This is a genomic window from Cryomorphaceae bacterium (assembly GCA_007695365.1).
Taxonomy (GTDB): Bacteria; Bacteroidota; Bacteroidia; order Flavobacteriales_D; family SKUL01; genus SKUL01.
In genome coordinates this window covers 29,604-52,657 of the sequence record REDV01000070.1, presented here as the reverse complement: position 1 = coordinate 52,657, position 23,054 = coordinate 29,604, and the positions used below count along the sequence as shown (strand labels likewise).

The 23,054-nt window shown below is 47.9% G+C and carries 17 protein-coding genes and 1 riboswitch; of the genes, 9 read left to right on the top strand and 8 right to left on the bottom strand.

Features of this window, described 5'->3' with window-relative positions:
* The first annotated feature begins 43 nt into the window (after window positions 1–43).
* The gene (locus EA392_05375; protein TVR39865.1) at window positions 44–1,174 is read left to right on the top strand and encodes an FAD-binding oxidoreductase; all 1,131 of its coding nucleotides are present in this window, start codon (window positions 44–46) and stop codon (window positions 1,172–1,174) included.
* A 23-nt stretch (window positions 1,175–1,197) separates the two neighbouring features.
* Here EA392_05375 and EA392_05370 read toward each other — a convergent pair whose 3' ends face one another.
* The 6 genes from EA392_05370 to EA392_05345 all read right to left on the bottom strand — a co-directional run bounded on the left by EA392_05370 (window position 1,198) and on the right by EA392_05345 (window position 12,090).
* Entirely contained in the window at window positions 1,198–2,259 is a 1,062-nt protein-coding gene (locus EA392_05370) for a hypothetical protein (protein ID TVR39864.1), read from the bottom strand.
* Entirely contained in the window at window positions 2,256–4,172 is a 1,917-nt protein-coding gene (locus tag EA392_05365; GenBank protein TVR39863.1) for a hypothetical protein, read from the bottom strand. The genes EA392_05370 and EA392_05365 overlap by 4 nt, the downstream gene beginning before the upstream one ends.
* An 82-nt stretch (window positions 4,173–4,254) precedes the next feature.
* Window positions 4,255–4,458, bottom strand: a riboswitch (cobalamin riboswitch).
* A 12-nt stretch (window positions 4,459–4,470) separates the two neighbouring features.
* Window positions 4,471–7,122, bottom strand: coding sequence for a PKD domain-containing protein (locus EA392_05360; protein TVR39862.1), 2,652 nt, complete (start codon window positions 7,120–7,122; stop codon window positions 4,471–4,473).
* A 76-nt stretch (window positions 7,123–7,198) separates the two neighbouring features.
* Window positions 7,199–7,837 (bottom strand): hypothetical protein, encoded by a 639-nt coding sequence (locus tag EA392_05355; GenBank protein ID TVR39861.1) that lies wholly within the window; start codon window positions 7,835–7,837, stop codon window positions 7,199–7,201.
* A gap of 66 nt (window positions 7,838–7,903) precedes the next feature.
* A complete protein-coding gene (locus tag EA392_05350; protein ID TVR39860.1) occupies window positions 7,904–9,577 on the bottom strand; it encodes a T9SS C-terminal target domain-containing protein in 1,674 nt (557 codons plus the stop codon).
* On the bottom strand, window positions 9,574–12,090 hold the full coding sequence (locus EA392_05345) for a penicillin acylase family protein (protein ID TVR39859.1): 2,517 nt from the start codon (window positions 12,088–12,090) through the stop codon (window positions 9,574–9,576). Before EA392_05345 ends, EA392_05350 begins: the two co-directional genes overlap by 4 nt.
* A 414-nt stretch (window positions 12,091–12,504) precedes the next feature.
* Between EA392_05345 and EA392_05340 the strand changes: the two genes are divergently transcribed.
* The 3 genes from EA392_05340 (at window position 12,505) to EA392_05330 (ending at window position 16,967) form a co-directional block, all read left to right on the top strand.
* The gene (locus tag EA392_05340; protein ID TVR39893.1) at window positions 12,505–13,065 is read left to right on the top strand and encodes a glycerol acyltransferase; all 561 of its coding nucleotides are present in this window, start codon (window positions 12,505–12,507) and stop codon (window positions 13,063–13,065) included.
* Between the two features lie 457 nt (window positions 13,066–13,522).
* Window positions 13,523–14,467, top strand: coding sequence for a thioredoxin-disulfide reductase (gene trxB, locus EA392_05335; GenBank protein TVR39858.1), 945 nt, complete (start codon window positions 13,523–13,525; stop codon window positions 14,465–14,467).
* 97 nt (window positions 14,468–14,564) lie between these two features.
* Window positions 14,565–16,967: a hypothetical protein gene (locus EA392_05330; protein TVR39857.1), complete on the top strand. Its 2,403-nt coding sequence runs from the start codon at window positions 14,565–14,567 to the stop codon at window positions 16,965–16,967.
* 57 nt (window positions 16,968–17,024) lie between these two features.
* Here the strand turns inward: EA392_05330 and EA392_05325 are convergent, their stop codons facing one another.
* A complete protein-coding gene (locus tag EA392_05325; GenBank protein TVR39892.1) occupies window positions 17,025–17,711 on the bottom strand; it encodes an FKBP-type peptidyl-prolyl cis-trans isomerase in 687 nt (228 codons plus the stop codon).
* Between the two features lie 40 nt (window positions 17,712–17,751).
* Entirely contained in the window at window positions 17,752–18,519 is a 768-nt protein-coding gene (yaaA, locus tag EA392_05320; protein ID TVR39856.1) for a peroxide stress protein YaaA, read from the bottom strand.
* 168 nt (window positions 18,520–18,687) lie between these two features.
* Here yaaA and EA392_05315 point away from each other — a divergent pair, with 168 nt between their 5' ends.
* The 5 genes from EA392_05315 (at window position 18,688) to EA392_05295 (ending at window position 23,013) form a co-directional block, all read left to right on the top strand.
* Window positions 18,688–19,944, top strand: coding sequence for a DEAD/DEAH box helicase (locus EA392_05315; GenBank protein TVR39891.1), 1,257 nt, complete (start codon window positions 18,688–18,690; stop codon window positions 19,942–19,944).
* A 6-nt stretch (window positions 19,945–19,950) separates the two neighbouring features.
* On the top strand, window positions 19,951–20,346 hold the full coding sequence (msrB, locus tag EA392_05310; protein TVR39855.1) for a peptide-methionine (R)-S-oxide reductase: 396 nt from the start codon (window positions 19,951–19,953) through the stop codon (window positions 20,344–20,346).
* A gap of 36 nt (window positions 20,347–20,382) precedes the next feature.
* Window positions 20,383–21,009: a hypothetical protein gene (locus EA392_05305; protein ID TVR39854.1), complete on the top strand. Its 627-nt coding sequence runs from the start codon at window positions 20,383–20,385 to the stop codon at window positions 21,007–21,009.
* Between the two features lie 375 nt (window positions 21,010–21,384).
* A complete protein-coding gene (locus tag EA392_05300) occupies window positions 21,385–22,206 on the top strand; it encodes a mechanosensitive ion channel family protein (GenBank protein ID TVR39853.1) in 822 nt (273 codons plus the stop codon).
* 114 nt (window positions 22,207–22,320) lie between these two features.
* Window positions 22,321–23,013: a DUF1853 family protein gene (locus EA392_05295; GenBank protein ID TVR39852.1), complete on the top strand. Its 693-nt coding sequence runs from the start codon at window positions 22,321–22,323 to the stop codon at window positions 23,011–23,013.
* Window positions 23,014–23,054 lie beyond the last annotated feature (41 nt).

Below are 23,054 nucleotides of genomic sequence, written 5' to 3'. Positions count from 1 at the left end.
GTTTTCACACCGGCATGTTACTATTTTTGTGTTAAAATCGTCTATGAATCACAGCTATTGGGATAAAGCCCTGTTTCCGGATTGTGCACAACTTGTTGTTGTGGGTGGTGGAATAGTTGGTTTATCAGCTGCCATTCATGCCAAAATGGCAAATCCATCACGAAGCGTTGTACTGCTTGAAAAGGGCCTCACCCCGGCTGGAGCCAGTAGCAAGAATGCCGGATTTGCGTGCTTTGGTAGCCTGTCGGAAATCATTGATGACCTGGAACACTCAGACGAGCAGCAAGTTGTTGCGCTCATTAAAAAACGATGGGAAGGAATAAGCTACCTTCTGAAGTTGGCCGGTAAGGAAAACATCGCTTACGAAGCGAGTGGTGGCTTTGAAGTATTTACCCCTGACCTCTGCAATCTCCATGCAGCGTGTGTTGAACACATGGATTACATTAACCACATTTTGAAACCTGTATTTGGAGAAATAGTGTTCAGCTCGGATGACCGCCGCTTGGAATATTTTGGGCTCAAGGGATTTGATCACATGATTTCCAATCGTTTTGAGGGTCAGCTGAACGCGGCAAAGATGCTGCAAGCCCTTATCCGCACAGCCCGGCAAAAGGGAGTCTATGTTGTGTGCGGAGCAGAAGTGAGCAATTGGGAAGAGCTTCCTGCGGGCATCCAGGTATTTCTAAGCTCAGGACAAGAAATCAAATGCGAGCAGTTGCTATTGGCCACCAATGGTTTTACCGGAAACCTGATCCCAGGGCTTGATGTACGTCCTACCCGTGCCCAGGTACTGATTACGGAGCCGGTGGAAGGTTTAAGGTTAAAAGGCGCCTTTCACATGGATAGGGGCTACTATTACTTTCGGGATGTAGATGGAAGGGTGTTGCTGGGAGGGGCACGAAATCTGGCTATAAACGAGGAATTCACCACAGATACGGACACATCTTCCTTCATCCAGAATCACCTGCAACTTTTTCTCAATCAACACATACTACCTGATTGTGACACGCACATAGATATGCGCTGGACCGGGCTTATGGGCACCGGGGCCACCAAAGAGCCGATTGTAGAAAAAATCACCAACCGCCTGGGAGTGGCAGTTCGATTGGGTGGCATGGGCGTAGCTATTGGAACCATCGTGGGTAAAGAAGCCGCTGCGATGATGGAGCGTTGATGCTACACCATCACCACCACAACTTACCAAGCCATCATGAATGTTGGAATCACGCCTACGGCATAAGCACCGGTTTCGACACCCTGAGAAGAATACATTCTTACAATGCCGTCCTGCTGAAAGTCAACAGCATCGCCTACGAGTAGCACGTCTGCCTCGTTGTGATAGCCCAATGAATAAAAATTTCCTGTAATCCATGGTTCTGCCGGCAAATCTGAGTCATCAATACCCAGTCTGAAAACATTGCCGCCCAGGAGGTAATAAAACACCGTTCCATCAGGGTTCGCGGTGAGGCTTGAAGGGTGGTCTGTAGGCGAAGGGAATGTTAACGTAGAAACTACCTCGTGTGTAGAAGAATTCAGCACCCAAATGGAGCCCGCTGTTTCTGCTTCCGGATCGGGCCATGACCCAACTCCTCTGCACAAAACACGAACGTGGCCGTCGGCATCTGCAGCAATAGAATTTGGGTTGTCACCCACAGAAATAGTTGCAGACAAGGTTTGAGCATTGGCATCAATCACTGAAACGGTTTGAGCAGTTGAAAAGCCACCGCTGTTGGTCACCCATACCTCATCGTTTTGCACCAGCATTCGCTCCGGCCCTGAACCTGTTTCAATGGTGCCCGTAATAGTGTGACTTTCCAAATTCACCATGTGTACTCCCCCAGAAGCCCAATCGCTCACATAGCCAGTACCGTCATGACTCACCATGAATCGTGGTTGCCCGAGATTTTCGATGCTTGTTACGGAGGTGAAATTCTGGGAATCCGCCACTTCAATTTTTCCTGCATTGTTAACCACCACATATAGTCTACCATTATCTCGATAGGCACTTTGAACAATATTACCAAGCGGAAAACCATTCATGTCCTCGAAAATTGAATGCTGACTTTCTCCTGTGGTGATATTCACCAACGAAAGGGTGCCTGAGCCGGTCATAAACGGACCTTCATTGCACACAAGCACACGGTGATCAGAGATGTTTCCACCACCGGGAGGAGGTGTTATGGGCTGATTATCTTCCTTTTTACAACTGAACAACAGGGTGGCGAGTGTCAAACCTGTAAACAAAATGGCTTTCTTCATGATTTGTTCTTTTTTGGTTTTAAAATTCTGATTTCGAGTGAAGCCGAATAATGCCGTAGGGGCATGGGCATCCATGGCATAATTTGGTAATCGTGATTGAAAAGATTGTGAACCCGAAGCCTCATAATGGCTTGTACCCGGTTCACATTGCCTTTCCAAGACAGACCCGAGTGAACGAGCCAAAACGCCGGAAGCGTGCGGCTACCGGTGGGTGTGATGAACCTACTTCCGGTGTATGAGCCATCTGCATAGAAAGACCAGTTCTTCCACCCCAGCGTCAACATTGCGTTTGCCTTGTGTTTTGGAATGTGTGGTAATACTTCTCCCCGAATTGCATCGTTAAATGGGGTGTCGTCATTTCGCGCATCGGTGAAAGCATAATCAGCTGAAGCACTGAGAACCCATCGCTCAAGTTGAAGCCGATAGGTAGTGCGGGCATTGATTCCTTGAGAAACCACAGACTTGTAGCTCACGGCTCCCCAATAGTTTCCAGTTGGAATCCACTGAATCCAGTTGTTCACCCAATTGTAGAATGCCAATACCTGCATCGTCCATTCTCCCTTACCATCCTTGCGTTTCAGGAGGTGAATTTCAGGCCCCGATTGCATGCTCCAGGCGTCTTCGGGTGGCAAATCAGGATTGCCGCCGGGCATCCAAAACCGGTCGTTAAATCCGGGAATTCGAAAATTCCTGCCAGCGCTCGCGCTCCAATGAAGGCGCGAAGAAGGCATGAATGAGACACTGTAGGACGGCGAAAAAGGATGTTGGTAGCCGCTGTAGAAATCCTGCCTGAGCTGCAGGTTTTGGGTCCATTTCCTGTTGGATGCGTGATGGGTCAACCCTGCATAAATAGCCGCGTTAAACAATGGGTGTCGCTGTACGTAGTTGTTTTCGGCCAATGCCTCCTGAAACGAGTTTTGACTGCCTGCCCGCCATTCCCAATTATCTCCAATAAGGCCATTGAAGTCTGCATTGATCAGCGCAGTTTGAGAGTAAATGAATGAGTTCACTCCCATGTCATTCCGGAAAAGCATTTCATCGTGTAGAAATGCTCCCTGGATGCGCGCATTCCAATTTCCATAGTGCAGATGAGCTGCCAGCTGCGCCCTGAAATTCAGGTCTTGCTGGTAGGCTCCGTCGTACGATGAAGTAAGGCTTGGTGGAAGTTCACGCCACGTTTCGAGTGCCCACAACGAAAATTCCAGTTTGTGCTTACCAAAGCGGCGCTGCAAGTTTTGTGTGAGGCCGTATTGCTCAAATGCATTGTTTTCGCGGGTGTTCAATGGTTTGTCGCGACGAGCATGATTAACGTATTCGAAACGGTTTTGCGCATAGCTGTACAGCACGCGGGTTTCGGAAACCAGATGGTCATTCGCGAAATGCAAGGTGGCAGCGGTTTCTGCGTTGCCAAGGGATGTGAAGGTATTGTTTAACGATACGTTGTAATCCTTTTCAAGTGAACTTTGAGGATTCAAGTGAATACCTCCGCCCAGCAGACCACTACCCATCGTGCTGGAGGCTCCACCGGCGGTAAAGGAAATGTGGTCAACAAAGGCTGCCGGAATAAGTGAAATGTCGGCAATACCTGTGGTGGGCGACTGAAGATTGATGTCATTCCAGTAGAGTCCGGTATGTGCTGTTGCCAGTCCGCGTGAAGACACCGAAGCTGAGAACCCGGGGCCATATGTGCGCATCATCATCGGCGTGGTTTGCCCGATCAGCATTGAAATATCTCCCTGCCGGTAAAAGTCGAGCGTTGCAGAATCTGCCTGATAAAGAAAAACAAAAGGCTTGGTTTGGGCCAGGCGAAGTGCAGTTTTCTCAAAAACGGGAAGCCGGAGGGTATCACCTGTGTGCGACCACGCAGGAAAAGCCATCCATATCAACCAATACCCAAAAAAATACCTGACCATCGTATTCGAGATCAGGATAAAAAGCAAGGCCTATTGAGAGAAAACCTCAACCTACCTACCAACTTTTTACCCGAAAGTTTGCAGTTTATGTTCGGGCTTTGGCAGGTCTTCTGACTTATCTCGGTTTTCGCGTCCTTCCCATCCTACCATTTGGACAGTGGACAAAAGTTGCGAAAACTTTTAGCGAGAAATACAGCTGCGGGAACAGTTCCGGATTTACACCGGATTCCCTTTTAATCTTCGGGAGGCGGAAGCTTCCTTCAGAACCAAAAGCCGGGGCTAAGGTATGTAAAAATGCCTATCGAACAACAGTGACGTGACCGGTGTTCTCAACCTTTTGTCCATCAAAAGTTTCGGCCTTGTACTTCACCACATACACACCATCCGGAACGAAATAGCTGCTGCCATTCATGCTTCCATTCCAACCTTCATTGATGTTGGTGGTGTGGAAAAGACGCTCACCCTGACGGTTCCAGATCGACATCTCAAAGGACTTGATACCTACTCCTTGCGCTTTGAAGAGTTCATTGATTCCGTCATTGTTCGGAGTAAACGCATTGGGGATGTACAGGAACATGGGCGGATTGTACTCCATGGCAAAGAGATCGCTGCAACCCAGTGAATCAGTAACGTAAAGGCTAATGTAGTAATTGCCATCGAAGTAGTACTCATGGATTGGCTCAAACTCCCGGCTTTTGTTTCCATCGCCGAAATGCCAGAGATAGTTGACATCAGGGGTGCTCAGGTTTTGAAAACTTGCTCCGTTGGTTCCGACAAAATCAATGGTAAACTCAGCGTGAACCGAAGTAGTATTGACGGTTGTTGAGCCACCTATGGTAATTCCACATATATCCGTAGCCACAACAGTATAGGTTGTGGTATCATTGGGTATTACCTGAATGCCCGGTGAGGTTTGTCCGTTTGACCATTGGTATGTAAACCCACCTTCACCTCCTGTTGCTTCGGCCAGCAAATGCGCTCTGTCTCCCAGACAAATAGTAGTATCCGGCGATATGCTTAGTTCCAAGGGAATATTAGGGATGAAAACAATCACGACATCGGTGCCCACATTACCACACTCGTCTGTAACCTCAAATATGATTTCACTGGTAATGAGGGACTGAAAGCCGATCGCAGGAAGCGTGCTGTACGGCTGGCCATTTACATACCACTGAAAGGTATACTCTCCTACTCCGCCTGAGTACAGTCCGGTGATAGATGTAACATCTATACAAGACGCAAAATAGTCGTCACCGAGGTCTACAGTTATTTCTACGGGCGGGGTTTCGTAGTACAATGTATCTGAGTCTGTGTTTCCGCAATGATCGGTAACCCTGAAAACGAGCATCCCTTCTCCTTCTGGAAGCACATCCCAAACCAGGTTGTTGTTTACAAACTGGCCGTTTTGGAACCACTCAAAGACAAAATCTCCTGAACCACCGGTAATGTCGGGCTCAATGAGAACGGGCGTAATACAGGTCAGCGTCCAATCCGGGCCAATATCCACGGCAAGCTCATCAAATTGTGGAACTTCAACGAAAAACTCTACTGTTTCCTCATACAGCCCGCATGAGTCCGTAACAGTCAGCGTGTAAGTGGTGTTCTCGATGGGAGCAACCGTAATGGTTTCGGATGTTTCACCTGTGCTCCAGAGGTAATTGAGAGGCGGGCTTCCTCCTGTTGCCTCGGGTATCAGGTCAATGGGTTCGCCGCAATCAATAAACCCATCGTGTGAGATGACTTCTAAAGGGTCGTACTCGTCAATATAGAAGGTGAATATGGATTGTAGGTTTTCGCCCCCACACACATTCTCATTTTCAATGATTATGATTACCGACTCCAGGCCTTCTACAATTCCGTCGTGAAAAGCCTCAACAAATATTGATACCTCCGTCACTCCTACCGGGAAGACAATACTATCAGGGATCAGGGTATAATCCACACCGTTGGTGGCATCTCCTTCCATCGTAAGATAGATGACCTGCTCTACATTATCGAGCTGACGTTCAAATGTCAATGTAGCTCCTCCACATCCTTCTACCAATGTGCTGTCGTTGAGGCCGGCGTCAATCTGAAGGTCCACTGTAATCAAAGAACTGCTCGCAAAGCTGCCTGCCTCAAGAAATACAGCCGACTGCAGTGCACCGTCAACAGCGTTGGCAATAGCCAGTTTAATGTGGTACGTAAGGCCGCATTCTACCAAAGCAATGGCCTGAAGGGGCACGGTGTAACCCCCAAAGCACATATCCGAATGAAGATCTGTACCATTTCCGCTCCCATTGTCTGTAAAATACTGCGGATTACATGGACAATTGTTACCGCCAAAGCTACACGGCTGGCCGGTTCCTCCTCCGAAGAAATCATTGGCCCCATTGTTTACATTATTGATTGTCACAGGCGTCACCCCATCTGGCAGCAATGCAATATTCATGGCGTTGTTACTATAGGGTCCGGTAATCCCGGGACCACTTAGAAAGAACCCAAACACATCGTTGAAGGAAGAGCACACAAAACCGCTGTACTCTCTGGACGCGAAAACAAAATTGAAACTCACCGTATCTCCCTGAGGCACAAAATCAAACTCCACCACTGTCACGTCCTGCAAATTTTGCCCGGCAATTTGAGACAGATCCGCATCAACGCCCGGTCCACCTCCTGGAAAGTCCTCGGGTTCGCAAGACGCTATACTAATGTTGCGCGTAGCCATCATAAAGGCTTCGTCAAAATAGAAATTGGAATTTTCACCATTGACCAGTCCAACCCGGGTCTGCACTGTATTTGCCGGGGCTCCGTTGTAGGTAATATTCGAAACCTCAACTCCCTCTCCCAGGAGAACCGTTTGCACATACTCTTCAACTGTAAGGTTATTTTCGGTAAAAACCTGAGCAAAAAACGGTTGACTAAAAAGCGTCAAAAGCAAAATCAGGCCACTCGTCTTATTCAATTTCATATCGGGGATATCCAGTCTGATGTTCTAAGAGTTGTTGACGTGAGGAACAAAAATAGGTTGTTTGCACCTCACGAAATCATTTCGTGCGCAAAGTCTCCTTTAACTCCAATTCTTTGGCCATATCGAAATCAGACTTTGCGCCTTTTTTATCACCGAGGTATTGCCTTGTTATGCCGCGGTCATGAAAGGCGATGGGATCAGTGGGGTTCAGCACTATGGCCTCATTGTAATCGCGAAGCGCACCGTTTTTGTCGTTCATCTGGTATTTAACGGTACCTCGTTTACGATACATGAGCGCATCATGGGGGCGAAGCGAAATAATGGAGTTGAAATCTGCTCGTGAGCGTTTGAATTCTTCATCTTCATAATACAGTGTAGCCCGGTAATAGAAAGCTGCTACAAAACCCGGTTCGAGTTTGAGCACTTCGCCCAAATCGCGAATTGCCCCCTCTTTGTTATCCATTCTTGCCTTGCTCACAGCCCGGTTGTACCATGCCAATCTATCGTACGGATTTATTTCTAGTGCCTTGGTAAATTCCTTGATGGCATCCTCGTAAAGTTCATCAGCAAAAAACTGAGCCCCGGCATTTCTGTGAGCAGCAGCCGTTTCTTTTTGATAGGCTGTGATTTCTTCCTTTGAGGGAATGGTTTCGAGTTGCGCAGGAAGCGAGAAACTCAAGCAAATGAGTAGCGTGAGCAAACTAAGCTTTTTCAATGTCAGCTTGTGTTGGTTAGGTATTACAAAAATATCGAAATTCACTTAGGGCGCAAGGTTCTATACTCAATTACCGGCAGTTTTTACAAGTCTGCGAACTTCCAGCCCATGCCTTGTTTCAACGCGCAAGAAGTAAATCCCTGCCGGAAGCATGCCGGCATCCAGGTGCATTGGTAGAAAACCATTCCGCGCAAGCACTTCCCTACCCTCCACATCATAAAGGAGCAACTTCACCTCTTCGGCTTCAGCGCCTTCCAAAAACAGTATTCCGGTGAAGGGGTTGGGATACACCTTCAAAGTTGAAATGCCCTGATGAATACCGGTTATCACAACGTCCATTGGAAGACTTGTAACATTACATCCTGCCGAATCTTCAACCCACACCTGATAAGACCCCGAAGATTCAGCAATCCAAAACTCCTGATTGGCTTCAGGCACAGGAAAACCATCAAGAAGCCATTGATAGGATGCGAATTGAGACGGAGCCATCAAAGAGTCGCCGCTTTGTACAATTTCAAATTCTTCAGGTGGAGCAACAACATGAAAGGTTACAGTGGCTGTATCACTCAGGGCGTTCCATTGGTTTCTGCTCCAAATAAGCATCTCATAAATCCCGGGTTCGTTGAAATTGAGCGAAACAGACCCGGGTCCGTAGCCGGCAACAGTTACTGCGGGCAATTCCAAACAGTAGTTAGCACCTTCAGCACTCCCGCTATCAAACCAAACCGTTGTATGGTTACCGAGGCAAACGAGCGTGTCCCACACGGGCTGTGGCGTAGGCGGTTTCAAAAACTGATCGTAGAGAAAGCGGGCCGATTCTTCCACAATCAAATCCATGTATGGCTGCTCATTCCAGGGTTCATGCCCCTGCCCTTTCAGGGTAAAAAGCAGTTGTTCGATACCTGCATTTTCAAGTCGCTGATGCACCGGTCCTGAGCCCATCAACTCCGGAAAAAGCGGAAAATCAAATGGGTGGTTCGTATCGAAGTACACCACGTTATCTGCCGTTCCGTGAAAGGAAACAACCGGAAAGTTGTTGCTGCCCGCAATCCACGCAGTATCTGCCAGTGCTCCCCAAAGGTTAATCACAGCTTTTGGCTTGCCGAAAAATAGCTGATTGGAGCCTACACAGTTTAAACAACCCAGGTCAGGATTCATATAGGTTGCCGGTAAATCTGCGGCTCGCTCTGAATCGTCGAGGTATGCCGCGTGCAAAGCCATGATGGCTCCTGCGCTGTTGCCTCCTGCAAAAACCATAGCGGTATCAACCCCAAAAGAGTTTGCATTGGCTTTTACAAAACGAATGGCCGCTTTCATGTCCTGCACTGCCCGATACACAGCCCGAACACCGCTATTGGTTGACAAGGGATTAAAGCACTTTCGGTAATTGATGCTAAAAACCACAAAGCCGCGCTGAGCCATTTGTTGGCAATAATCGGGTACGGGGTTGGTGCGCTTGTTTCCCGCCAGAAAAGATCCCCCGTGTGCAAACACAATACATGGCCTGGCACTGAGAGCATCACCCACTGGCTCGTAAACATCCAGATCGTAATCGCTAAAACTCGTGCTGCTCTCCGATAGGCACAAGCCCGAAAGAGCAAGAGCCGAATGGTAATCCAGGTCTTCAATAGTTCGCTCACTTTCAAAAGGAGAAGTGATGTACCTGTTTACGCTGCATTGCGCAAAGGCATCAATCAAAGGAAACATTGCCCACAATAAAACAATGATGCTTTTCTTCATGGTGAAACCCTGAGATGATGGTGAGAATGTTTCAGAACAGAATCGCGGTGGGTGAGCTGCGGCCTGAATTGATGCGTTGCAAAAAGCTCAGCCTGATCGCTGTAATGCGGACTGAAAATATTGCCTGATTGGCCGGTCGGGTTCACACTCAAAGAATTATGTATGTCACCAAGATCAATTAGAATGCGCATTTGAGGGCCGTGTTTTGCAGGGTAAAGACCGCTATTGGTATACCTAAAGCCCTGCTGATCAATGCTCTCATTGGTGCCACTTATACCGAACGGCCCCACATTGAAAAGTTTGTCCAACGGCCACCGCACTCCCATTGGATGCGGGTGGGTAAGTGTATGTACATCGCCCCAGGCGTCTGTATTTCCGTTGGGATATTGTTGCTCAAGTTGTTCTTTAGCAGCAGTGAATGCCAATACCACCATGTCTTGCAAGTTTCGGTGTTCATTGGTTAAAGCTTCTACAAACCAAGGACTTTCATCCAGATAGTACAATTTGTAGATGGTTCGCTTCATGAGATGTGTTGATAAAAAGGTTTCGAAATGCTCATGTCCGAGGTAATCCAAAAATGTCTTTTCGAGAAGGTAATAGATTACCGGATAGTACAATACGGGTTCCGATGACACAGTGGAGTGGCTACCACTCCAAAACGACAAAGGCGCAAAAAAGTCTTTCAATTCCTGACTGGCATCGGACTCAAGCAAAAGAGAATACAGGTGTTTGGCCAATTTTTGATCCTCTACAGAAACGTGGTCGGTAATCATGGGCATCATATCTTCCTTGCTCCACGTTTTATCGGATTCGAGCCAGTTACGAATAGCCATCATTCGGTTGGGAGCAGTATAGTAGCCAGGATGAATCACCCCGGCCTCGGTAGTATCATGCTGACTGTTGGCCGAATACACCACCCCCGAAGCGGGGTTTTCTACCTGCGGGTTGGCACTGAAGGGGTAAAAGCCAATGGGGTCATCTTTTCCTGAGGCTCCGTCAAGGATGCGCTTGGAATTGACATGCGGTGGTCGTTCAATTAGCAAAGCAGCCGACCAAAGCGCAATGTTATTATCGGTGTCGGCATAAGCAATATTCAAACCGGGTGCATGAATTTTGGCAACGGCATCGCGGGCTTCGTCTATTTTGGCAGCTTGGTTCAGGTTAAAAAAGGCCTCTGGAAGCAGATTGGGCTTTTTAGTATAGGTCCAGTAAAGCGATACGGCTTGCTCACCTTCAGGACTGAAAAACGATTGCACAAGCGGACCACGTGGTGTTTCAGTCACTTCAAAATGTATCGTATCGCCATTTTTAACGGCAATGTCAATTTTACGGATACTTACCGGTACCCAAAGAGAGTCTTTGCTTTGTACCAGCGTTGAATCATCCGGGTGAAAAGTCTCGAAATAGAAATCGGTGTCGTCGTTCTCAAACATAGTGAGGCCCCATGCAATATGCTGGTTGTGTCCAACCAATGCAAAAGGAATACCTGCAAGAAAATTGCCGTAGAGACTGGCTCCCGGATACTCCAGATGTGCCTCGTACCAGGTTGAAGGCTGCGAATATTGGATGTGGGTATCATTGGCAAGAATTGGTTTTCCTGACGCGGTTTTGCTGCCGGAAACCGCCCAGTTGTTGCTGCCCACAAACAATGGCATTGCCAGATTGTCCAGCTTTTCGCGAAGAGACACCGAAAGTACGGGCAGATCGGCGTCTTCTCGTCCTGAGGGGGCGAGTGGCATACCATCCTCGTGGTGTGAGGCGAGGTCTCGCAGGTACTCACTACCCAAAATTGTAGTTATGTACTCAACCACGGGCTCAGTTCTCAAACCGAGTGCAAAACTGAATGCCATATAGCCCGCAATCTGGTACATATCCTGAACATCAAACGTCTCTTTGGGAAGCCTGGCCAGGGTGTATTCAATGGGAGTGAAACCTGTTTCCACAAAGTGATTTACACCTTGCAGGTATGCGGTTACATTCTCTCTCAGAGATTCCGGGGCTGAATCAAACTCACCAGCCGATTGGGCAGCGTAAACAGGAATTCCAAGTGTGTGAAAGAGCATATCTACTTCCACGACATCTTCACCAAAAAATTCAGACAACCTCCCTCCTCCTACCCTCCGAAGCAGATCCATTTGAAAAAGTCTGTCCTGAGCATGCACAAATCCCAGGATCCGGTACGCATCAGCTGCATTCTCTGCGTAAATATGAGGAATGCCGTAGGGATCAAAGTAAACATCGGCACCGCTTGTCATTGCCGGCATGCGCATTGAGCCACTCAACTCCGGACGTAAACCTCCCAAATACAGCCATATTGAAACAACTGTAGTGGTGATTACCAATATGACAATAACCAAAATTAACTTGAAAATGCGCACCGCAGGTTGGTTTTGGATTGGGTGCCTAAAAATAGAAAGAATGCCCAAACCACCTATTGAGCATCCCAGGGCAAACGCATTTAGATTGAATGATAACAAAATGTGATTTTGGAATGAGCAGTTTCCCTCGCGCATTTTGCTCCACCGCCAAAGGCGGGCAGGCCTGCCTGCCGGGGCTGGCCCGCGCAAGGAGGGCAACGAAAGTGAATTTCAAATCTAAAGTTTAGTCCAAAACAAGTTGACACGAGGCTGGTGCCTCTCGAAAAGGGAAAGGTGCCGGGAAAGTATCTCCACACAAAAATCCCGGGGTCTTCAATACATTGATAGCTTCTGGATTCATATTCTAAATGCGTTTGCCCTATTGAGCAACCTACATCAAGGTCACACCCGTTGCGGAATACCCAGCATGTAGTACGAAACCACGAGGATAGCCAAAAGCGCCACAAACAACACCCACGCCCACTGATCTTTTACTTTTTCCATCGAAGCTTTGGCTTTGATTACGAATAAAAGAACGATGCACAGGAGATTTTCTTGTGCATGGCATTTATGCCTAATTTCGCGGCCATGTCGCTATCGCGTTGGGTATTTAACAAGGCAGGCTGGAAATACGAAGGTGGATTGCCTGCGGGGGTGCGCAAGTGTGTACTTGTAGCCGCTCCGCATACCAGTAACTGGGATTTTGTAGTTGCCCGACTGGTATTCAATTTTCTGGGGGTGAATGTGCGCATGCTCATTAAGAAAGAGGCTTTCTTCTGGCCCTTTGGTTACTTTTTGAAAAAGATGGGAGGGTTACCCATTGACAGATCCAAAAACAACCGAGCTGTAGATCAGATAGCGGAACTTTTTAACAAGCACGACGACCTCATCATACTTTTCACCCCTGAAGGAACCCGCCGCTACGCCCCTAAATGGAAGCGAGGATTCTACTTTGCAGCCCAGGAAGCAAATGTTCCGATAGTCTTGGGCTATGTAGATTACGGGGCAAAGATAGGAGGCATTGTTCAGGAAGCCTTTCACATCACCGGTGATGTGGACGCCGACATTGAGCGCATCAAGGAATTCTACAAAGACTACCGGGGATACAATCCAGACTGGGGCGTGAAGTAGCTTGGTTGAAACAAAATTGTGCCGACAGGAAACCTTTTGGCATGAACTTCGTTGAGGTAATGCGAACTTAATTCAAAAAATACAATATCATGAAAAAGCTCATTTTACCGGCAATTCTGCTCGTTGCGGCAGCAAGTTTCTCATCATGCAAGCGTTGCGGATCTTGCTCATTGGATAACATTGAGTATTGTCGTGGTGGCGCCATTCAAAACACCATTTATGACTCTGCCAAATCTTCATGTCAGGCATCAGGTGGTGTTTGGCAATAAGCCCACTTATTATTTTTTCTGAGCCGCTTTCGGGCGGCTTTTTTTATGCCCTGTCGCTTTTTCGATGATTTCATGTTCCAGAGCAAACTATCGGCGCAGTTCACTATTACATCATCATTAGAAACTATCGTTACACACCTGCATCGGTTTGAGTTGCTATTTTTGCAGCCATTCAATAAAACACATCCATGAGCGATACAACAGAACACGTAAAATGCCTGATTATTGGATCGGGCCCCGCAGGATATACCGCGGCCATTTATGCAGCGCGCGCCGAAATGAAACCCGTGATGTACCAGGGCTTGCAGCCGGGTGGTCAACTCACCATTACCACTGATGTAGAGAACTACCCGGGCTATCCTGAAGGGGTTCAAGGCCCGCAAATGATGATTGATTTCCAAAAACAAGCCGAGCGCTTCGGAACCGACGTACGTTGGGGAATGGTGACCGAAGTTGATTTTACCGGTCCTGTGCACAGAGTAACCATTGACGGGGAGAAAGAAGTTACCGCCGATTCTATTATCATTGCCACTGGTGCAAGCGCCAAATGGCTTGGTCTGGAAAGCGAGGAGCGACTCAATGGTCACGGTGTTAGTGCCTGTGCCGTATGCGACGGCTTCTTTTTTAAAGGGCAGGAAGTGGCCATAGTGGGCGCCGGAGATACTGCCGCTGAAGAAGCTACTTACCTTTCAAAACTTTGCACCAAGGTGCACATGCTTGTGCGCCGCGACGAAATGCGTGCCTCTGCCATTATGCAGCAACGGGTAAAAGACGCCGCCAATATTGAAATTCACTGGAACACTGAAACGGTAGAAATCCTTGGCGACAAAGCCGTAGAGGGTGTGCGAATCAAAAACACCGAGACTGGTGAAGAAAGTACACTGAACATCACCGGTTTTTTCGTGGCCATTGGTCACAAACCCAATACCGATATTTTTAAGGGTTGGCTCGACATGGACAACGTAGGATACCTGAAGATTAAACCCGGAAGTTCCAGAACCAATATCGAAGGGGTTTTTGCCAGCGGAGACGCAGCTGATAAAATCTACCGGCAAGCAGTTACTGCCGCTGGAACGGGCTGTATGGCTGCCCTCGACGCCGAGCGATACCTGAGTGAAAAAGGTTTGCACTAGCCATCTGCATGAACTTTTAAAATCCGGAAGCAAGTTTCCGGATTTTTTTTTGCTCCGTCCGGACACATGACAAGCTAATATTCGTTATTTCGCATGAATGGGTAGCTTCAGAAACATTCCTCGGGTTGTTGTTTTTTTTCAACGCGTCGCGCTCATTGGACTGGCTGTGATTTACACAGCGTGCAATTCGTATGAGCTGGATGAGTACACCATGGCCAAGCAGCTCACCGAGCTGGCCCGATCGGAACGCGAAATTCAGCAGGAGTTTCTCGTGAAGCATCTGTGCCCTGAGGGATTTGTTTTGACGGATGAGTATGGATTGTCGTTTGAGCAACATTTCAACCCAAAAACAAACCACAGTTTACTTCTGAGCATCAGAACACCTGTGTTGGATGCGCCTTCCAATGCAGATGTTCAATGGGTGATAGAGCTCAAAAGAGGCCAGGAGAACCTGTTTTGGGAGAGTACCCCTATTCCGGCAAAAACGGACGAACCACACATTTTCCGCATCCCCCAATCATATCTTCGGGGCAGCAATCTGAAAGTTTACGTTTGGAACCCAAAAGGCGCAAAAATTACAATGGGGGCAAGTGAGCTTAAGCTCTCGCGGCTCTTCCCTCCTTCCTGGATTCCGGTTTTTGAATCCACCAGAACATCGGGTTCCATGAATGTGCTTTCCATCAACGAGCAAAGTTTTGTGGGCCACTATTCAGCAGGGGGAAGCCTGGTGTTGCTCGACAGTGACAAAAAAGCACTGTCCGAACCCATTTCGGTAATTCATTACAGTACCCTTACAAACAATGTGAAACAGGTGTTTAATGTAAGTAACTGGCAACCTGCTAAAAGCACACAACCCGGAGAGTTAACATTCACTGCTTCGTCTCCCCTGGCAACCTATTCATTGCACATCCGCGAGGTAGCGAATCAACCGGAAGTAATGATCGGCATAAATGCCCTCTTCACAACCCATCAAAAGGTGCATCGACTCGCACTCTGCGCTCCGATGCTTGAAGAAGCCACAAGTGCAGCCCTTCAAAGCGGACAAACGATTCAACCCAAAGCAAATCAATTCTACTATCTCGGGCGTGGCCCATTGGTTTGTGGCTCAGGAAATCGCACGGTACGCTGGCAACCTGAAAACCAAATTTCATCGGTGCAATGGGCAACCGATTCTCGTTTGGCGTTGTTCAATCTCGATTATGAGCAAGACCATCCTCTGATACACTTTCCGGAAGCCGACACCACGGATTATTTTGTGCATTTATCTGCAAGCAAGTACAGCAAAAACGACGAACTGCAAAGTGTATTACGCCTTCGCCATGATAGCGACGCAGGCTTGTTTCCACAGTTACTTCCATACCCGCAAGGCACAGAAGCGGCCATACTTTTCACTGAGCATGCCGACTGGACCAATACTCAAAGTCACAGAGCTGTTTGCTTTGGCAGTGAGGAAATCACCCGGTTGGAAGAAGCCACAGGAGGATTTGCCTATTACGATATTCCGGTGACGAAAAGCGTGTTTTACACCAATCCCGACAGCGCTGACAATCTGCGGGCCAGCGATAGTATCTTCAGCGATTTACACGCCACCATCACTACCCACCAGGAGTTTGAAGAACTGCTGGAGCAGTTGCACTCGGTGGGTTTTGAGGTTTGCCTCCACACCCCCGACCAATACACCACCACCCGGCCAATTATGGAGGAGGCGCTGGAATACATGCGCGCGCGCTTTAGCTCTCCGACCTGGATTGACCACGGCTACAACAACGCTGCATACAACAACCGCGAAAATGCCGTATGCGATGGTATGATGCCCGGAAAGCAACACAACTACGCCGACCTCTGGAAAGAATACGGCATTCGGTATTTCTGGAATCCCTATTACGAAGATGTGCCGGTTTATGCACCGTGGACGTTTAACAATCACCTCCAAATACCTTATTCCGGTTTCGGGCATTCTTTTCCCATGCAACATGCCGCCCGTCACCCCAATTATCCGGATTTTGTGTTCTGGCCAACCTGGAGTGGTCTGGAAGTACAGGACGATGCCCTGTGGGATTATTATTTGGCTGACTATCGTATCGAGGAACTGTGCCGAAACGGAGGTGTACAACCTTTTCATGTCTATCCCGCCTGGGTGCATCTTCGCAAGGGTTTCTGGCAATGGAACGAAGACAGCCTCATGGTAGCCTCTCCCGGATTTAACCGCGCACTTGACCGACTCAGCCGATGGAGAGATGAAGGGCGCCTGTGGATTCCTACGGTTTCGCAATGGATGGATCATTCCCTTGCCATCGCTGACATTCAAATCATGCAAACCGGTGCCCGCGAGGCTGTGCTGATCAACCAATCAAACCGGCCTGTTCATGGAATTTCATTGGCACTTAAGGAAGCTGAAATTCGCGTGGCAGACAAAGAAGTGAAACGAAAAACCATTGGTAAACAACATCGCTGCTGGTTTGACCTCGAAGCGGGCGAGTCGGTTGTGGTGAGCTGGTAACAAAAAAGGAGACCCTAAAGCCTCCTTTTGTTCTCATGGATGTGAGATAACTATTTGCTATTCCACAATTTCCAGCAGCTCAACTTCGAAAATAAGTGTTTCGTGCGGGCCGATTTTGGGACCTGACCCACGGTCGCCGTATGCGAGGTCAGACGGAATGTAGAATTCGTATTTGGCACCGGGCTTCATCAATTGCACGCCCTCGGTCCAGCCCTTGATTACGCGATTCAGCCCGAATGTAATAGGCTCTCCTCGTTCAACTGAACTGTCAAACACGGTTCCGTCAATCAATGTACCGTGGTAGTGCACCTTAACCTGACTTGTTTCAGTAGGGTGATTTCCAGCACCCTCAGTCAGCACTTTATACTGCAAGCCACTTTCGGTTACTAGAACCCCCTTCTTTTTGGCGTTTTCTGCCAGAAAATCCTTTCCGCGCTGGATGTTCTTTTCCTGCTGTTTGGCCATTTGCGCCTGCATATAGTTTCGCACCATCATATCAGCAGCCTGCGCGTCGAAAGGCGGTTCAACGTCGGCATTCAGATCAGCAATAGCTTTGGCAACCGCATCGGGGTTCAGTTCCATTCCCTGACTTTTAAGGTTGGTACCCACAGAGAGTCCTATGGCATAGCTCACCGAATCTAACTCTGTAGTCAATGCGTCGCCACCGCTTTTTCCGGCTTTTTTACTTCCTGATTGCGCGCAGCCAGACATTAATGTGAGTGAGGCAAGCAGGGTAAACATCAATTGTTTCATCAGTTGTTTGTGTGTTATGTGTGTTAGTTAATCAGCCACGGGTAAACACCCACGACTTGTCTTTGGATAATTCCTGGTTAAAAATGTAGCCTTCGTCGTCAAAGGCCTTCAGGTCTTCGGGGTTGCTGATGCCATTTTTCACGGCAAACCGGGCCATCATACCCCTCGCTTTTTTGGCGAAGAAGCTGATCATCTTGTACTCGCCGTTCTTGAAATCCTTGAACGCCGGCGTAACGATGGAAACGCCCTTGAGGCCCTTCTTAACTGAATTAAAGTACTCATTGGAAGCAAGATTCACAACCACGTCGCTTCCGCTTTCCTTGAGATCGGCCTTCAGCAGTTTGGCAAGTTCATCACCCCAGAACTGATAGAGATTTTCGGTTCCGTTCACAGCGAGCGAAGTTCCCATCTCCAATCTGTATGGCAGCATCAAATCCAGCGGGCGTAAAACTCCGTACAAACCTGACAAAATGCGTATGTGCTTTTGGGCGAACTTCAGCTCATTCTCACTAAAGTCTTCTGCCTTCAAGCCTTGATATACGTCTCCCTGAAAAGCAAAAACAGCCTGGCGGGCTTCAGGTGCCTTCATGGGACTTTTCCACTGCGCAAAGCGTTCCGCGTTCAGTTGGGCCAGCGATTCGCTGATTCCCATCAACTCTCGTAAATCCGCTGCTGACTTCTTTTTAAGCACCTGTGCAAGCTTTTTCGAATGCTTATCTAATCGCGTATCGGTGGCCGTTTCCGACGGCACCGGAGATTCATAATCGAGCGATTTGGCAGGTGAAAGCAACAAAAGCATAGTGAACACTTTGGGGCAAAGTTACCAACTTTGGGGCGGCAAGAGCGGTGCAAACCTCAAGCAAAATCAGAAAATACGTTAAGAGAAGAGGCAACACAGGTGCTGGTTAAAAGTTCTACCTTTGATGCACACCACTAAATAAAAAATCTGCTTGTGAAATTTTCGGAAATGGGGCTCCATCCCCACATCATGGAAGGTCTGGATGCTATGCGCTTTGAAAACCCCACTCCTGTGCAGGCACAAGCCATTCCACGTATTCTGAATGGCGAAAGCATTCTTGCCAGTGCGCAGACGGGCACAGGAAAAACTGCAGCGTTTCTACTTCCTGTTTTAAGTAAGATTGAGGCTGACCCCAAACCGGGTATTCAGTGTCTTATTGTGGTGCCCACACGCGAACTCGCACTCCAAATTGACCAAAACCTTCAGGGGCTCTCCTATTTTACGGGTGTTTCAAGTATGCCTATATACGGAGGTGGTGACGGTACCAGTTTCGACCAGGAAAAGAAGGCCATTCAAACCGGTGTAGATGTGCTCATTGCGACTCCGGGAAGGCTTAATTCGCATTTCAACCTTGGTTATGTAAAAACAGATAGTGTGAGTTTTTTCATCCTGGATGAGGCAGACAGGATGCTCGACATGGGCTTCATTGCCGACATCACCCGCTTTCGTGAGAAGCTGCCCAAAAAATTGCAAACCCTGATGTTTTCTGCCACCATGCCGCAAAAAATCCGTGATCTCGCCAAGCAAATCATGGAAAACCCCACGGAAATCAACATTGCCATCTCGAAGCCGGCCGAGAACATCTTACAGGTGGCCTACTCCTTATATGACCATCAGAAAGTGGCTCTGGTAGGTGAATTACTTAAAGGCAAAAACCTGAACAGTGTAATTGTTTTTTGCTCAACACGCAAAGCGGTTGGGGCTCTTGAGCGCAAACTTTCCAAACAAGGCTTGTCATGCGCTGCCATATCCTCAGATCTCGAGCAGGATGAACGCGAGCAGATTATGCTAGACTTTCGCAACCGAAAGATTACCGTTCTTGTAGCTACAGATTTGGTTTCGAGAGGTATTGACATTGCCAATATTGAGCTGGTTATCAACTACGATATACCGAATGATGCGGAGGATTATGTGCACCGCATAGGACGTACCGCCCGTGCCGATACGGACGGGATGGCCATTACCCTGATCAGCCCGGATGAACAACACAAGTTCAGAAGAATTGAGCAATTGATTGAAAAAGAAGTTCGGAAGCTTCCGTTGCCCGAAGGTTTTGAACCGGGACCCGAATACCGGGCTGAGGGTGGCAAACCCCGCAATAATAACCGCCACAAAGGCGGAAAACCGCGCAACAAATTTCAAAAAAGCAAGCGCAAACCGGGAAAAAACACGTCACGCCAAACCAATAAGCCGCAGCAGGGTTAAGCTGGTATGAAAGATTTTCCAAAAGATGAGGAAGCCTGGCGAGAAAAACTCGACGTGGAGTCCTATCGCGTCATGCGGCAAAAAGGTACCGAGCGTCCGTTTACAGGGCAGTATTACATGCACTTCGAAACCGGAGTGTACACCTGCAAAGGCTGCGGCACTCCCCTGTTTAAACACTATTCCAAATTTCACTCAGGATGCGGCTGGCCCAGTTTCGACGCGGCAATCGAAGATGGCACCATTCGTGAGGTAAGAGATACCAGCCACGGTATGATCCGCACTGAAATCACCTGCGCAAACTGCGATTCGCACTTAGGGCACGTTTTTGATGATGGGCCTACTGAAACCGGATTGCGCTATTGTGTGAACTCGGTCTGTCTGGATTTTGCGCCGGAGCCATAGTTTTGTATTTTCGAACACCCCAAAAAAGAAACAAGTATGAAAAAGCTGATACTACCCCTGCTCCTTTTATTCTCCACCTGTTTTCTTCAGGCACAGGATGAAGATGTATTTGAACACGAAGATGACTTGCTGTATTTGAGCGAATGGCTGGTTGACACCTACACAACCGAAGGTGAAGAACTTTTACCTCAATACGAAGAGCATCAGATGAAGCGCTTTGTGCGCATATGGGAAGATTATGCCGATCACTGGTTCTATATGGAACGCAGCAATGTTTCAACGCCCAACAAACCCAACCGCCAATGGGTATTCAGCGTAGAGCAGATGGGTGAGCACATGATGTTTGAATTGTACTTGTTGCCCAAAGGTCTTGAAGTAAAAGGAGGATTGAGTCAGGCCGAACTGGAGGGTTTTTTGGATATAGACAAGCTTCAACTCGAAAACGGTTGTGAAATATTTTTGAATTACGATGGCTTTGCTGTTTTTAACGGAGAGACCGTAGAACAATTCTGCGAACTGAACGAACACGGAGGCCACCATACCAAGATGCGCATGATGCTAACCGCCAAAAAGCTCGATTGGTATGAAGCAGCTTGTGATCCCAATGACAAAGTCCTTTGGGGTTCAATTGAGGAAGCGCAGATTTACCGTCGGAAGAAATAGCCAGGTTACGGGATAGCACAGAAATACATGTTGCCTGAAGTTGCAAAAAAAGCCTAATTCCGACGGCCACTTAAAACAGATAATCAACTCCGGCGTTTGGTTATTATATCAACTGAAACATAAACGCCATGACTACCTCTGACAATAAAAAGCAAAGCCTGGTAAAAAAAATCCGGGTAAGACTTGATCATAAGACGATTATCACCATCAAAGACCTCGCTAAGTTTGATTTCTGGAAGGAAAAATACCCGAAAGCGGTGATTCTTGATTGAGTAAAGTAGATTGATTGGTTAGATGAAAGGCTGCTCCCTTGAGCAGCCTTTCTTTTTGCGCTTTCGTGTCAAACTTCTGTAATTTAGCGCCCAAATTAACCCTATGGAACTTGAGGAAATAGCCGATTACTCGTGGAAAATGATTCTCGAAAATGGTCCGAGAATCCTTCTCGCTATCATCACCTTGTGGATTGGTTTACGGCTTATTCGATTGGCTGTGAAAATGTTGAATACGCAGCTTGAGAAGAAGGAGAACGACCCTGCACTGATCATGTTCCTCACCAGAGTGATGGCCATCGTGCTCAAGGTGATGCTCGTTATAAGTGTGGTATCTATGATTGGCGTAGACACCACTTCATTCATTGCCGCCTTGGGTGCCGCGGGTCTTGCCATTGGCCTGGCTCTTCAGGGCAGTTTAGCCAATTTTGCAGGAGGCGTGCTGATTTTGCTCTTCAAGCCATTCAGGGTAAATGAATTCATTGAAACGCAGGGTCATTTGGGTACAGTTGAAAGTATTGATATTCTCCATACCACCCTTCGAACGCCCGATAACAGAACCGTGATTGTACCCAACGGGCAATTAGCCAACCAACCCATCACCAATTTTACACGCAAAGGAACACGTAGGGTTGAATGGCAAATTGGCATCAGCTACGGATCGGATATGAAGAAAGCCCGGGGCATTGTGCTAAGAGTACTAAGCGAAGAAGATAGAATACTCAAAGATCCTGAGCCACTTATGGTCTTATCAAATCTGGGTGACAGCTCTCTGAACTTCCTTGCACGGGCCTGGGTAAACACTCCCGAATTTTGGGTGGTGTACTGGGACAATCTGGAAAAAATCAAAGAGGCTTTTGATAAGGAAGGAATTGAGATTCCTTTCCCTCAGCGCGATGTTCACCTTATTCCGCAAAAGGAAAAGTAAACCGATTTGCAAAGTGACTTTCCACTTCAAGCAGAAATAGAGGCATGGAATGAAACTCCTTGCCTCCGGGCCTTTCCGGAAGGCACTGCTTTTAATTCGGCATGTTTATCTCTGATGTGCCCTAAAGCCAATAGCCCCGTTAGCTTGTCTTTCACTCTTGGCAAACGCATGGAGCAACTCGTACAGCTTGGTCTTGGCTCATCCAATCAACATGAAATTGTAGCCTCCGGTTTGCAGATTGTTCGTGATGGGCGCACTCTGGGTGAGCTGGACTTTGTTTTGCTAGACCATTTGGCGAAACGCATTATTCATCTTGAAATAGCCTATAAAATCTATGTGCCGGAAATAGGCAATCCTCACCCCTGGCATCGCTGGATAGGTCCCAACGGTCGTGACAGACTTGTAGATAAGCTCCGGAAACTACAATTGCGCCAATTCGCTGCGTGGCACTTGCCCGAAACCCAAGACCAAATTGCCATGCTAAACCTGCCGCCATGGCCTGTTGAACAACAACTGTGTCTGAAACTTTGGCTCTACTTCAATGCAATAGATGACGTTTCCTCCTGGGCAACGCAGCACCGCGCAGGAGGGGTACTTTTTGCCAAAGACCTTTTATTGCGAAAAGATTCTGGGTACTGGATTCCACAAAAATGCCACTGGGGAGTTCACCCAATGCACCAGCAAAATTGGCTGAGCGGCTCGGAAGCACATACAATTCTGAAAAAAAGGCTGAATCAGAAAGGAGCACAGCTACTCTGGGCCCTTCAGAATAATGGCGGCTACAGACGTGATATAGTTGTAGCGTAAGCGATTTAACCCCAAAACGAATAATGGCTTATTTTTACGCC

Coding starts and splice junctions, on each gene's coding strand:
- EA392_05295 (TVR39852.1), top strand. CDS start 22,321: ATGTGCCCTAAAGCCAATAGCCCCGTTAGCTTGTCTTTCACTCTTGGC.
- EA392_05360 (TVR39862.1), bottom strand. CDS start 7,122: ATGAAATTGAATAAGACGAGTGGCCTGATTTTGCTTTTGACGCTTTTT.
- EA392_05365 (TVR39863.1), bottom strand. CDS start 4,172: ATGGTCAGGTATTTTTTTGGGTATTGGTTGATATGGATGGCTTTTCCT.
- EA392_05330 (TVR39857.1), top strand. CDS start 14,565: ATGGGTAGCTTCAGAAACATTCCTCGGGTTGTTGTTTTTTTTCAACGC.
- yaaA (TVR39856.1), bottom strand. CDS start 18,519: ATGCTTTTGTTGCTTTCACCTGCCAAATCGCTCGATTATGAATCTCCG.
- EA392_05370 (TVR39864.1), bottom strand. CDS start 2,259: ATGAAGAAAGCCATTTTGTTTACAGGTTTGACACTCGCCACCCTGTTG.
- EA392_05350 (TVR39860.1), bottom strand. CDS start 9,577: ATGAAGAAAAGCATCATTGTTTTATTGTGGGCAATGTTTCCTTTGATT.
- EA392_05315 (TVR39891.1), top strand. CDS start 18,688: ATGGGGCTCCATCCCCACATCATGGAAGGTCTGGATGCTATGCGCTTT.
- EA392_05375 (TVR39865.1), top strand. CDS start 44: ATGAATCACAGCTATTGGGATAAAGCCCTGTTTCCGGATTGTGCACAA.
- EA392_05340 (TVR39893.1), top strand. CDS start 12,505: ATGCCTAATTTCGCGGCCATGTCGCTATCGCGTTGGGTATTTAACAAG.
- EA392_05345 (TVR39859.1), bottom strand. CDS start 12,090: ATGCGCGAGGGAAACTGCTCATTCCAAAATCACATTTTGTTATCATTC.
- msrB (TVR39855.1), top strand. CDS start 19,951: ATGAAAGATTTTCCAAAAGATGAGGAAGCCTGGCGAGAAAAACTCGAC.
- EA392_05300 (TVR39853.1), top strand. CDS start 21,385: ATGGAACTTGAGGAAATAGCCGATTACTCGTGGAAAATGATTCTCGAA.
- trxB (TVR39858.1), top strand. CDS start 13,523: ATGAGCGATACAACAGAACACGTAAAATGCCTGATTATTGGATCGGGC.
- EA392_05305 (TVR39854.1), top strand. CDS start 20,383: ATGAAAAAGCTGATACTACCCCTGCTCCTTTTATTCTCCACCTGTTTT.